Here is a 12,651-nt window from a genome sequence, read left to right as displayed (position 1 = left end):
AGAGGTGATTATGAAGAAAGAAGATTTACGGATTGTATATATGGGTACTCCCGAATTTGCGGTAGAACCTTTGCGTTGCCTTGTGGAAGGCGGATATAATGTAGTAGGAGTGATTACTATGCCCGATAAACCGGCAGGACGAGGACATAAGCTCCAATTCTCTCCGGTGAAACAATATGCACTGGATTATAACTTGCCGCTTCTCCAACCTGAGAGGTTGAAGGACGAAACATTTGTTGAGGCTTTGCGCGTTTGGAATGCCGACTTGCAGATTGTAGTTGCTTTCAGAATGCTGCCGGAAGTGGTTTGGAATATGCCGAGACTGGGAACTTTCAATTTGCACGCTTCATTACTGCCACAGTACCGCGGTGCGGCTCCTATCAACTGGGCGGTGATTAATGGAGATACGGAAACGGGTATCACTACTTTCTTCTTGAAACATGAAATAGATACGGGAGAGGTTATTCAGCAGGTGCGTGTACCGATTGCTGAAACGGATAATGTCGGTATTGTACATGATAAATTGATGGTGCTTGGTGCTCGTTTGGTAACGGAGACTGTAGATGCTATCCTTGCCGATACGGTGAAACCTATTCCACAGGAAGAAATGGCCGTAGTGGGTGAGCTGCGCCCTGCCCCTAAAATATTCAAAGAGACTTGTCGTATAGACTGGAGTCAACCTGTAAAACAGATTTATGATTTTATCCGTGGTTTATCCCCTTATCCGGCTGCATGGACAGAGTTGGTACAACCGGATGGGGCAATAACCGTTCTGAAAATCTTTGAAACAGAGAAAATCCATCAAGAGCACCGGTTACAGCCCGGTACAATTTTAACAGATAATAAAACTTATCTTCATGTAGCGGTTCCCCAAGGCTTTATTGGGATACTTGTCTTGCAACTTCCCGGTAAGAAGCGATTGAAGATAGATGAATTATTACGCGGCTTCCGGCTGGCTGACGGGGTAAAAGTACAGTAAACTTTTTCACTCCTGTTTACAGCAGGAACTTTGGCTGAAGTTAAAGGCGGCTGATTCGTAGTTTAGTAAGGTGAGATGGATATTACTAATAGTGCAAATCATGAACGCCGCCAAAGAGAACTGTATTATTGGGTAGTTACGTGCATAAAAGAACACTGTTGAGTACTCTTGGTCGGCAAAGTGCGTGCCGGCGATTTTAAGGAATGGTTCGTAGGGGAACGCTAAGTCGTAAGTTGTGGCATAATATTTAGGTCGGATGAAATCTTTTGCCTACATTTGTACGTTATAATTCGTGTAACTTATTAGAATGTAACTGTTATGAAGCCTATAGTATCTCCTTCCATATTGTCCGCCAACTTTGCATATTTGGCAAATGATATTGAAATGATTAACGGTAGTGAAGCCGACTGGGTGCATATCGATATAATGGACGGTGTGTTTGTTCCTAATATTTCTTTTGGCTTTCCTGTGCTAAAGTATGTAGCAAAGCTTGCTGAGAAGCCTTTGGACGTGCATTTGATGATAGTGCAGCCGGAAAAGTTTATTCCTGAAGTAAAGGCTTTGGGAGCACGTATAATGAATGTGCATTATGAGGCTTGCCCGCATCTGCATCGGGTGGTGCAGCAGATTCGTGAAACGGGGATGTTGCCGGCAGTTACTATCAATCCTGCTACCCCTGTGTCTATGTTGAGAGACATTATCAATGATGTCTATATGGTGTTGGTTATGAGCGTAAATCCGGGGTTTGGCGGTCAGAAATTCATAGAACATACTATTGATAAAGTACGTGAATTGCGTGAATTGATAACGGTGACCGGTTCAGAAGCTCTTATAGAAGTTGATGGCGGTGTAAATTTAGAAACCGGTGCTCGTTTGGTAGAGGCCGGTGCTGATGTTTTGGTAGCCGGTAATGCAATTTTTTCAGCTCCCGATCCGGTAGAAGCAATCCGTGCTTTGAGGAATCTGTAATATTTATTGATAATAGACAGCTTACAGCGGCATCCTTTCCTACGACTTTTGATGCCGTTGGTTGGTGGAATAGTATATGGGGATAAGTATCCTTATGTACTGCCTGTATGTTTGTGGGTAGCCGAAATCTTTCTGTTGGCAGGAATATATGCTTTTAGTCTGAGGTATCATATTCTATGCAAACTATATGGAGCTGTTGTATTCCTCTTTTTCTTTTTATTGGGAGGAGCTTTGGTTAGTCTGCAGTTAAAACAGGCAGAATATACGTTCCCCAAAACGGGTGAATTTTCCACCTGCCAAGTATCTCTTGCAACCAAGCCGGAAATTAAGAAAAACAGCATTTTATTTCGTGTTGCGTTGAAAGGGGAAGCTCCGGGAAATACATTTTCACACAAATTATCAGAAAAGTTCTTTCTGTTCTATTTCCCTAAAGATTCAGCGACATGCTCTCTGAAAAGAGGAGATAGATTGTTGGTCCATACTTATCTGTCTCCACCGGTAAATAATGGGAATCCGGATGAATTTGACTATGCCCGTTATCTCCTCAGAAAAGGAATAAGCGGAACAGCTTATGTACATACCGGACATTGGCGCATGATTGGTTGTGACAGTTCTTTCACTTTCCGCCAGCAAGCTGTTGATTGTCGGAGCAGGGTAGTTGATATGTATCGTAAGATGGGGTTCCGGGGAGATGAATTGGCGGTGCTTTCTGCGCTTACAGTAGGTGATAAGGATGAATTGAGTGAGGATATAATTGAAACTTATTCGGTTGCCGGTGCCAGTCATGTACTGGCGCTTTCCGGACTGCATATCGGTTTTATTTCTGCTTTATTGCTGTTTGCTTTGTCTCCTTTGTGGAACCGGTGGAGATTTTTGAAGCCGTTTTTGCTTTTATCGGTGATAGTGCTTTTATGGGGATTTGCTTTTCTTACAGGATTATCCTCTTCAGTAGTACGCGCCGTTATCATGTGCTCTTTTGGGTTGATTTCCACTCTTTTCTCAACTTGTCAAAAGTTGACTGTGAATACATTGGCAGTTACGGCTTTTTTGATGCTGTTGTTTAATCCTGTATGGTTGTTTGATGTTGGATTCCAGTTGTCTTTCATCGCTGTTACGGCAATTTTGTTACTGCAACCCGGCCTATACGGATTGTTATCGTTTAGGAATACGGTTTTGCAGAAGGTTTGGGGATTGATAACGGTATCTATTGCAGCCCAAATCGGGACAGCGCCTTTGGTTATGCTTTACTTCTCACGTTTTTCCACCCATTTCCTTTTGACTAATTTGTGGGTGATTCCATTAGTATCACTGATTGTATACGCAGCCATTGTATTACTTGTGCTGACTCCTTTTCCCAGTTTGCAACAAAGTTTTGCAGATATGGTAGAAGCGCTGATTCGGCTACAGAATATGGCACTTCGTTGGGTTGAACAACTCCCTTTGGCTTCTATAGATTATATTTGGGTGGATGTATGGGATGTCTTTCTGTTTTATTTTTGTTTGTTATGTGTTGGTCGTGCTTTGGTTAGGCGTACGGCTGTGAATGCTTATACTGCTTTGTTCTGTATGTTACTTTGCGTTTCTTATCATTCGTATTCATTCATAAGAGATACTTCCCGGAGTAGTATCGTTTTTTATAATTTTCGCAGTTGTCCTTCTGTACATTGTTTGGCTGATAATTCTTCTTCATGGTTAGTTTGTACAGATAGCTTGCCGGATATTGCTGGCTTAGAACGTGCGCTGTCTCCTTATTGGAACCGTTTGCGCTTGAAGCGTCCTACCGTAATTGTAGAGGATTATTCGGCACCCGATATTTCTGTTCGAAATCAAATTGTTTTTTATGGAGGAAAACGTATATGTTTACTGTGCGATGATCGTTGGCGAAATAAGAGGTCTGATGTACCCGTCCTTATTGATTATTTGTATGTCTCCCGGGGATATAAGGGTAGCATAAAGGAACTGACTTCCCTATTTGAAGTGGGTACGGTAGTGATTGATTCATCGCTTTCCGGCTATTATCGGGAGAGAATTATTAATGATTGTATCAGATTGGGAATTTCTTATCTTCCTCTTTCTGAAAAAGGTTCTGTGCGCATATCATTATAAATCATAAACTTTTTCGTACTTTTGCCCTTTCAATAGTTGTGGATAAATAGAATCACTCTGTTTTTTTGAATGTAAATTGTAAGGACTATATGTTGACTAAGATAATAGAGCAATCTAAAATAGACCACTTTGCCAAGTGGATGGAACGTGCGGATAAAATTGTTATTGTTGCTCATGTATCTCCTGACGGGGATGCGGTAGGCTCTTCTTTGGGATTATGGCATTTTCTTAATACACAGGACAAAGATGTGACTGTTATTGTTCCCAATGCTTTCCCTGATTTTTTGCGGTGGATGCCTGGTAGCAAAGATATACTTTTGTACGATCGTTATAAAGAATTTGCTGATAAGTTGATAGCGGAAGCGGACGTGATATGTTGTCTTGATTTTAATGCTACCAGCCGTATTGAAGCCATGGCAGATGCTGTTTTGGCTTCCCCTGCGCGAAAGATTCTGGTGGATCATCATTTGAATCCGGAAGACTTTTGCAGGATTATTATTTCTCATCCTGAGATTTCTTCTACTTCCGAACTTGTTTTTCGTCTGATTTGCCGCATGGGATATTTCAGTGATATCACTAAGGAAGGGGCAGAGTGTATCTATACCGGTATGATGACTGATACGGGAGGTTTTACGTATAACTCCAACAATCGTGAAATATATTTTATAATCAGTGAGCTGCTTTCAAAAGGCATTGATAAAGATGATATTTATCGGAAAGTGTATAATACCTATTCCGAGAGCCGTTTACGTCTCATGGGGTATGTGTTGTCGCAGATGAAAGTTTATCCGGATTACCATGCAGCCTTGATTACGTTGACCAAGAAAGAACAAAACCGCTTTAACTATATTCGTGGAGATAGTGAGGGGTTTGTAAATATACCATTGAGCATTAAAAATGTCGTTTTCTCCTGTTTCTTGCGCGAAGATACGGAAAAGCCGATGATAAAGGTGTCCTTGCGTTCGGTGGGACGTTTCCCATGCAACCAATTGGCGGCTGAATTCTTTAATGGCGGAGGACACTTAAATGCTTCCGGTGGAGAATTTTATGGAACACTGGAAGAAGCTAAAAGTGTGCTGGAACTTGCGCTGGAAAAATTCAAGCCATTACTTAATGCCAAAGGATAAAAAAACTTTGGCTGTAAAGGTTAAAAGATACGAACTTTCAACTCGCGGCTTTTAACTTTCGAGGAAATCAGATATTTTTGTACGAAATTACTAAATAACAGAAATGAAGAAACTTACTTTATTCTTTTTGTCTTTATTAGCACTCAGTTTGGGCTTTCAAGCCTGTGATGACAGCAAGACCTATGCAGAGATGCTGGAAGAGGAAAAAGACGGTATAAATAACTTTATCAAAGACCGGAATATAAAGGTTATTTCGCAGACAGAATTTTATGAGCAAGATTCCACTACAAAGTCCAAAGATAGAGGGGACGATGTGGACGAATTCGTGCAACTTACCAGCGGGGTTTATATGCAGATTGTTGACAGGGGATCTGAAAATAAAGCTGATACGGTGAAGAGCAATGACGAGGTGTTAGTACGCTTTATGGAGTATAGCATTCTTGATAAAGATACTACATTATCAAATTTGGCTGCTGCGGAAACCGTAGATGCTTTTCGCTATACGGTGACCTCCTCATCCATAGCAGGAACCTTTTTGCAAGGATATATGATGAGTTATTACTCTTCGCCGGCTGTTCCTGCGGGATGGCTCGTGCCGTTGACTTATGTCCGTGATATGGCCCATGTGAGATTGATTGTTCCTTCCAAGATGGGGCACCAGACGGCCATGCAATATGTCTATCCTTATTATTACGATATCCGGAAATTCCAAATCTGGAAATAACTAACCAATAATTTAAATTATTAACCTATGACTCTAATCAAATCTATCTCTGGAATCCGCGGAACAATCGGCGGTGGTGCAGGCGAGGGATTGAATCCGCTCGACATTGTGAAGTTTACTTCAGCGTACGCTACCCTTATCCGCAAAACGTGTACTGTAAAAAGTAACAAAATCGTAGTAGGCCGTGATGCCCGTATCTCGGGTGAAATGGTGAAGAATGTAGTAGTAGGTACTCTTATGGGTATGGGCTGGGATGTAGTGGACATTGATTTGGCTTCGACTCCAACCACAGAGCTGGCAGTAACTATGGAAGGTGCCAGTGGTGGTATCATCTTGACCGCTTCTCACAATCCCAAGCAGTGGAACGCTTTGAAACTTTTGAATGAAAAGGGAGAGTTCCTAAATAAGGAAGAAGGAAACGAGGTGCTCCGTATCGCTGAGGCCGAAGCTTTTGATTTTGCCGAAGTTGACAAACTCGGTTCCTACCGCAAGGACTTGACTTATAATCAAAAACATATTGACAGTGTTTTGGCACTTGATTTAGTGGATGTGGAAGCCATCAAAAAGGCTGATTTCCGCGTAGCTATTGATTGTGTAAACTCTGTTGGCGGCATCATTCTTCCGCAACTGTTGGAGCAACTTGGTGTGAAGCATATAGAAAAGCTCTACTGTGAACCCACCGGTAACTTCCAGCATAATCCTGAGCCTTTGGAGAAGAATTTGGGTGATATTATGAATCTGATGAAGGGTGGCAAAGCCGATGTCGCTTTTGTTGTAGACCCGGATGTGGATCGTTTGGCCATGATTTGTGAAGACGGTAAAATGTATGGTGAGGAATATACATTGGTCACTGTAGCAGATTATGTGTTGAAGCATACTCCGGGCAATACCGTTTCTAATTTGAGTTCCACCCGTGCATTACGTGACGTAACCCGTAAATATGGTCAACAATATTATGCTTCTGCCGTAGGTGAAGTGAATGTGACTACTAAGATGAAAGAGGTTGGCGCTGTTATCGGTGGAGAAGGCAATGGTGGAGTGATTTATCCTGCCAGCCATTACGGACGTGATGCTTTGGTGGGTATTGCTTTGTTCCTAAGCCATTTGGCTCACGAAGGCAAGAAGGTAAGTGAACTGCGTGCCATTTATCCGGCTTATTTCATGGCAAAGAACCGCGTAGACTTGACACCGGATACGGATGTTGACGCTATCCTTGCAAAAGTAAAGGAAATCTATAAAAATGAAGAAATCAATGATATTGACGGTGTGAAGATTGATTTTCCCGACAAATGGGTGCATCTGCGTAAGAGCAATACCGAACCGATTATTCGTGTTTATAGTGAAGCGGCTACACCTGAAGCAGCCGAGGAAATCGGTCAGAAAATTATGAAAGTAATTGAAGATTTGGCGAAATAAAATAAAAAAGTAACAGAAAAGGGCAATATCTTCTATGGATGTTGCCCTTTCTTTTTATATCAGTTTTACCCGTTCTATTTCTTGTTCGAAGTTGGGAGTGAATATCCCTTTCCCTATGTTCTCCTTAATCTCCTCCACGTTCCAAAAGCGTCCGCCGTCGAGTTCATCGCTGGGATGAATCTCTCCATCGTATACGGTCTTGTGCACAAAGACAAGTTCCTTTTCGCGTGTGGATTCAAATACATAATTGGTGATAACTTCCGGTGTGAAATCGATTATGCCCAGTTCTTCGCAGGCTTCCCGTTTCAATGCCATTTCCACGCTTTCACCTAAATCAACGTGTCCGCCTACAGATGTGTCCCATTTGCCGGGTTGTATATCTTTCCATTCGGGGCGTTTCTGCAGATAGAGCTCTCCTTTTGAGTTGAATATATGCAGATGAATCACAGGATGTAAAAGTTTACTTCCATTGTGGCATTCACCACGAGTAGCTGCACCTGTGATGTTTCCTTGTTCATCGACAAGGGGAAACATTTCCTGATTATTATCGTTGCTCATATTACTTATGGTATTAATAAGGATGAATCACCATAGCTCAGGAACCGAAAATCATGAGTAAGCGCATAATCGTAAATTTTTCGCCAGTCTCCGTGCAAGAATGCCGAAACAAGTAGCAAGAGTGTACTCTGTGGCTGGTGGAAGTTGGTTACCATGGTCTTGACGACTTTATATTCATATCCCGGAGCGATGATAATTTGCGTGCTGGTATGCAAGGTTTCCATGTGGTGCCGGTCGAGGTAAGTTACGATTGCCTGCAGAGCATTGACGGCAGGTATGACGATGGTTTCGGCTGCCGTTTCATAAGGTTGCCATTGCTTTACGTGCAAATCCTCTTCTGTTGCATGAGGATTGTTCAAGAGGGTTACGCCAATGTGGTAGAGGCTCTCTAATGTGCGAACAGAGGTAGTACCTACTGCAATGGCCTTTCCTCCGTGCGCTATCAGCTTTTCTAAAGTGCTGCGGTTTACGGATATGTATTCCGTATGCATTTCGTGTCCCTCTATTTCTTCGCTCTTGACGGGTTTGAAAGTTCCGGCTCCTACGTGCAGTGTCAGTTCTTCCAGTTCTACTCCTTTTTCGCGTAAGGCGTCCAAAACGTGCGGGGTGAAGTGCAGTCCGGCGGTTGGGGCGGCTACCGACCCTTTTATTTTGGAATAAATGGTTTGGTAAGTTTCCTTGTCGCTCTCCTGTGTGTCTCTGTTCAGATAAGGAGGAATGGGAAGTTCTCCGAACACTTCAAGAATATCGGCAAATGTTATTTCCGGATTGTTCCAACGGAAGTCTACCCAATGGCTGGTTCCATGACAAGCTCCCCGTTCAGCGGTCAGCGTAAGTGGTTTACCCTTCACTACCATTTCCCGTTTTAGTTTGCCTTCTTTCCATTTTTTCAGATTCCCTATCATGCAGAGCCATGCGGTATGTTCCGTTTGTTGAAAATTGAGCGCATAGTCGTTGGGTAGAATCGGTTCAAGACAGAATACCTCGATAAGTGCTCCGGTCTCTTTATGGAAGTGTAGGCGGGCTTGGATAACCTTGGTGTTGTTGAAAATCATCAGGCTGTCTGCCGGCAGGTAGTTAGGTAGGGAAGTGAATCTGTCTTCGGAAACTTCACCGTGCCGATACAGCAATAGCTTGGATTGATCTCGTACGGGCAACGGAAATTTGGCGATGCGTTCATCCGGTAGCGGATAGTTGAATTCGCTGATTCTAATATGTCTGGGATCCTCTTTCATATCTTTATGTTATTAGGGACTGCAAAGGTACAGATATTTGGGAAGATTTAAATTATAAGCAGGCAATTAATGATTGTTTTGTTTAAGCGATCGGAGAGTTTTTCCTGACACTACAAAATCTTAGAATTAAGGCTATATTTCTAAAAACTAAACTTTAATTCTTAGAAATAAAACTTCTGTTTTTAAGAATATGTTGCAAGAGCAGGAACTTTATAATACAAAAAAAGTATGATTGCGCATAATCATCAAATAATTTCTAACTTTGCGAAACGTAATAAAAAACAGATATAGAAAATTATGAAAATAGGAGATAAAGTGCGCTTCCTCAGTGAAGTTGGCGGCGGCGTTGTAACAGGATTTCAGGGAAAAGAGATTGTGTTGATAGAAGATGCCGACGGTTTTGACATTCCGATGCCGATACGTGAATGTGTAGTGATTGAAACCGATGATTATAATATTCCTACTTCGGCCGCAAAAGCTGCCAAGAAAAGGGCTGAAGAACAATCGGTTGCGCGTACGGTTTCTGCAATGCTGAAATCCTCATCTCCGGCTTCCGGAATCGAGTCTCAGGTGGCGCGTTTGGCGAAACCTCAGGTGTCCGTCTATCGCCAGCCGGAAGTGAAAGGCGGTGATACATTGAATGTATATCTTGCATTTGTACCGGAAGATATTAAAGCGGTAAGCACTACTCCGTTCGGGGCCTATCTGGTGAATGATAGCAACTACTATATGTATTATACCTATGCAAGTGCCGAAGGCAAATCATGGACTGCCCGTTCTCATGGTCTGATAGAACCGAATACGAAGCTTTTGTTGGAAGAATTCGAGAAATCGGAACTGAACGACAGGGAACGTGTGGCTGTTCAGCTGGTTGCTTTCAAGGACAATCGCTCTTTTGTGATGAAGCCTGCTGTCAATGTGGAAGTTCGCATTGATACGGTGAAGTTCTATAAACTGCACACTTTTCAGATGACGGATTTTTTTGACACTCCGGCACTGATGTACGATGTGGTGAAGAATGATTTTTCTTCTAAGCAGGTCTATGTGTCGGCAGAAGAGTTACAAGATGCTCTGATGCAAAAGAAAACGGTAGAGAGTTCGTCCAAACCGCAGACTATCGTCAAGCGGGGGGGCAAGAATGAAATCATTGAAGTGGATTTGCATATTGGCGAATTGCTGGATGATACGCGGGGTATGAGCAATAGTGAGATATTGGGTTACCAGTTGGATAAGTTCCGTGAGGTAATGGAACAGTATAAGAATAAGCGTGAGCAGCGCATTGTGTTTATTCATGGCAAGGGAGATGGTGTACTCCGTAAGGCATTGTTGGATGAAATGAAACGGAAGTATCCGGCTTGCAAGACGCAAGATGCTTCTTTTCAAGAGTATGGATTCGGAGCCACAATGGTTACTATAAAATAGAATGGTATAGTATGCGGGGCAGTTTGGGAAACAGGGTTTATTTCTTTTTTCTTATGTGGGTGGCAGTAGTGTTGTCGGGCTGTATTTGTAAAAGTAACGATGGCAAAACTTTCGAAATGCAAGAATTCGATTCTTTTTTTGCAGCTCATGTCGATTCTGTTGCAACAGCTCCGCGCTGGATGAGAACGCAATCTTTGCAAAGAATGAAGAAGGCGAAAGATAGTTTGGTACAATACAACTATCTCTCTGTCGTCTTGAAAACTTGTCTGGCGACTTCTGATATTGATTCGGCACAGCTTTTAATCCGGCAGATAGAGAATTTTGCCGACCGACAACCGTTTTCCCATCGATTGGCCGATTTGCAGTCGGAATGCTTTAATATGAAAGGTAATATTTACTCGCGGAAAGGATATATAGATTCGGCTGCGGTCTGTTTCCGGAATGCTTACGAATTAAGGTTGCAAGGAACGAAGCTTGAGGCTATTCCCGATATTCTGATAAATCTTGCCGATGCCAATAATCATTTGGGGCGGTTGGATATGGGTGCTTTTTGGTATAGAAAGGCACTTTTGATTTGTGATTCGTTGAATATGCCTTCCGATAAGAAATTCCCTATTTATTATGGTTTGGCGCAAGGATATATGACCTTACGCGATTACGAGCAATGTGACTATTATTCGGAGCTTGCTGCCAAGAACTACGATGATATGCTTCCGGACGAAAAGCATTTCTATTTGAATAACCGTGGAAACTCTTATTATTATCGCAGTGATTACATTACGGCAATCAGGTATTTTAGAAAGGTGGTGGACCTTGCGCAAGATTATCCCGATATGCGCTGGGGACTTAATTTAAGCTATTTGAATTTGAGCGATTGCTTTCTGCAACGAAACGAAACGGATTCGGCAGCTAAATATCTGGAATTGTGCCAGCCTTTCTTTCAGGAAATAGGTTCTACTACCGCACTTTACTATATTGATACGCAGAAAATAGAGTTGGCCTTGCAGCGTAAGGATTTTGCGGGAGCGCGGCAATTGCTGATGAGGAGCAAGACTTCACCGGAAATAGATCCGGATATGATACATATCCGTAATAAATATTTGCAGCAGTTTCATGAAGAAACCGGTAATTACAAGCAGGCATATAACTACTTGAAGGAGAACAACCGTCTGGACGACTCTATCCGTAATGAGCGTGTAAGGTTGCGTACGGCCGACTTGACTTTGCGTTATCAGCAGGACTCTACTTTGATGGCGCATAAGGTTTTGCTGCAGAAACAGGAAAATGAGGTGCTGGTTTTGAGGCAGACTCGCCTTGTGACATTGGCAATTGCCGTTGTAGCTTTCCTGATTGCCGTTTTTCTTTATTTCTATAATAAGAAAAAGCATGATTTGTTGCTTGCCAAGAATCGTAGAACAGTCTCTACGCTCCGTCTTGAGAATATTCGCAACCGTTTGTCCCCTCATTTCATCTTCAATGTGCTTAATCAGGAAGTGGTGAGCCGTAAGGAAGAAGAAAAACAGGAATTGACGTCTTTGGTGAAACTTATGCGGAGAAATCTGGAACTGGCGGAACAACTATGCGTTACTTTGGATGAAGAACTGGACTTTGTCCAGACTTATCTTAACTTGGAATGTCGTTCGCTCGGACCCGACTTTCATCCAAACATCAGTATAGGGGAAGATGTACATCCCGGTCAGGTGCGGCTTCCTTCCATGATGATACAAATTCCGGTGGAGAATTCTGTGAAGCATGCCTTGCGGGGCAAAGGAGGAGAGTGCAATTTGTGGATTGCCGTAAATCGTCAGAAAAGCGCAATTTGTATTAAAATAACGGATAATGGTGGAGGATATCGTCCGGACAGTCGTCATAGGGGGACGGGAACAGGGATGAAGGTTGTTATGCAGACCATTCAGATTCTAAATATGAAAAATAAAGAAGCGATTGATGCCACCGTACATAATGTAACGTTACCAAACGGTGAAATGGGTTGTGAAGTAACTTTCCTGTTGCCGGATAAGTACGATTACAGTATCTAATAATAACCGTTTAGTTGCGTTTTTAAGGATGATAAGACTAATTATGGCTGAATAGTTTGTAAATGTTCATTTCAGA

Annotated in this window: 10 protein-coding genes; 8 read left to right on the top strand and 2 right to left on the bottom strand. The window is 42.5% G+C overall.

What is annotated here, in order from left to right; genetic code table 11:
• The first annotated feature begins 10 nt into the window (after window positions 1-10).
• The 6 genes from fmt to glmM all read left to right on the top strand — a co-directional run bounded on the left by fmt (window position 11) and on the right by glmM (window position 7,321).
• On the top strand, window positions 11-979 hold the full coding sequence (gene fmt / locus DW121_RS06950; protein ID WP_118323372.1) for a methionyl-tRNA formyltransferase: 969 nt from the start codon (window positions 11-13) through the stop codon (window positions 977-979).
• A 318-nt stretch (window positions 980-1,297) separates the two neighbouring features.
• Window positions 1,298-1,948, top strand: a complete 651-nt coding sequence (gene rpe / locus DW121_RS06945; RefSeq protein WP_117712079.1) for a ribulose-phosphate 3-epimerase — start codon at window positions 1,298-1,300, stop codon at window positions 1,946-1,948.
• 51 nt (window positions 1,949-1,999) lie between these two features.
• Window positions 2,000-4,054 (top strand): ComEC/Rec2 family competence protein, encoded by a 2,055-nt coding sequence (locus DW121_RS06940; RefSeq protein WP_117712077.1) that lies wholly within the window; start codon window positions 2,000-2,002, stop codon window positions 4,052-4,054.
• An 89-nt stretch (window positions 4,055-4,143) separates the two neighbouring features.
• Entirely contained in the window at window positions 4,144-5,181 is a 1,038-nt protein-coding gene (locus tag DW121_RS06935) for a DHH family phosphoesterase (protein WP_118323371.1), read from the top strand.
• Window positions 5,182-5,284: 103 nt separating this feature from the next.
• Window positions 5,285-5,905: a DUF4827 domain-containing protein gene (locus tag DW121_RS06930; protein WP_118323370.1), complete on the top strand. Its 621-nt coding sequence runs from the start codon at window positions 5,285-5,287 to the stop codon at window positions 5,903-5,905.
• Window positions 5,906-5,932: 27 nt separating this feature from the next.
• Window positions 5,933-7,321, top strand: coding sequence for a phosphoglucosamine mutase (glmM, locus tag DW121_RS06925; protein ID WP_117712071.1), 1,389 nt, complete (start codon window positions 5,933-5,935; stop codon window positions 7,319-7,321).
• Between the two features lie 54 nt (window positions 7,322-7,375).
• On the opposite strand, the gene DW121_RS06920 is transcribed toward glmM, so the two are convergent.
• Together DW121_RS06920 and DW121_RS06915 are read right to left on the bottom strand one after the other, a co-directional pair.
• On the bottom strand, window positions 7,376-7,879 hold the full coding sequence (locus DW121_RS06920; RefSeq protein WP_117712069.1) for an NUDIX hydrolase: 504 nt from the start codon (window positions 7,877-7,879) through the stop codon (window positions 7,376-7,378).
• Between the two features lie 5 nt (window positions 7,880-7,884).
• Window positions 7,885-9,114 (bottom strand): S-adenosylmethionine:tRNA ribosyltransferase-isomerase, encoded by a 1,230-nt coding sequence (locus tag DW121_RS06915; protein WP_118323369.1) that lies wholly within the window; start codon window positions 9,112-9,114, stop codon window positions 7,885-7,887.
• 297 nt (window positions 9,115-9,411) lie between these two features.
• On the opposite strand from DW121_RS06915, the gene DW121_RS06910 reads away from it, so the two are divergent.
• On the top strand, window positions 9,412-10,536 hold the full coding sequence (locus tag DW121_RS06910; protein WP_118323368.1) for a DUF2027 domain-containing protein: 1,125 nt from the start codon (window positions 9,412-9,414) through the stop codon (window positions 10,534-10,536).
• Between the two features lie 116 nt (window positions 10,537-10,652).
• A complete protein-coding gene (locus DW121_RS06905; protein ID WP_369834717.1) occupies window positions 10,653-12,575 on the top strand; it encodes a histidine kinase in 1,923 nt (640 codons plus the stop codon).
• Window positions 12,576-12,651: the final 76 nt, after the last annotated feature.

It is taken from the genome of Bacteroides sp. AM10-21B (genome assembly GCF_003472565.1).
GTDB classification, from domain to species: domain Bacteria; phylum Bacteroidota; class Bacteroidia; order Bacteroidales; family Bacteroidaceae; genus Bacteroides; species Bacteroides propionicigenes.
This window is presented reverse-complemented; position numbering and strand designations above follow the sequence as displayed.

Excerpts from the sequence above, each read along its gene's own strand:
- DW121_RS06930 (WP_118323370.1), top strand. The coding sequence starts at position 5,285 with ATGAAGAAACTTACTTTATTCTTTTTGTCTTTATTAGCACTCAGTTTG.
- DW121_RS06935 (WP_118323371.1), top strand. The coding sequence starts at position 4,144 with ATGTTGACTAAGATAATAGAGCAATCTAAAATAGACCACTTTGCCAAG.
- DW121_RS06940 (WP_117712077.1), top strand. The coding sequence starts at position 2,000 with ATGCCGTTGGTTGGTGGAATAGTATATGGGGATAAGTATCCTTATGTA.
- rpe (WP_117712079.1), top strand. The coding sequence starts at position 1,298 with ATGAAGCCTATAGTATCTCCTTCCATATTGTCCGCCAACTTTGCATAT.
- DW121_RS06910 (WP_118323368.1), top strand. The coding sequence starts at position 9,412 with ATGAAAATAGGAGATAAAGTGCGCTTCCTCAGTGAAGTTGGCGGCGGC.
- fmt (WP_118323372.1), top strand. The coding sequence starts at position 11 with ATGAAGAAAGAAGATTTACGGATTGTATATATGGGTACTCCCGAATTT.
- DW121_RS06920 (WP_117712069.1), bottom strand. The coding sequence starts at position 7,879 with ATGAGCAACGATAATAATCAGGAAATGTTTCCCCTTGTCGATGAACAA.
- glmM (WP_117712071.1), top strand. The coding sequence starts at position 5,933 with ATGACTCTAATCAAATCTATCTCTGGAATCCGCGGAACAATCGGCGGT.
- DW121_RS06915 (WP_118323369.1), bottom strand. The coding sequence starts at position 9,114 with ATGAAAGAGGATCCCAGACATATTAGAATCAGCGAATTCAACTATCCG.
- DW121_RS06905 (WP_369834717.1), top strand. The coding sequence starts at position 10,653 with ATGCAAGAATTCGATTCTTTTTTTGCAGCTCATGTCGATTCTGTTGCA.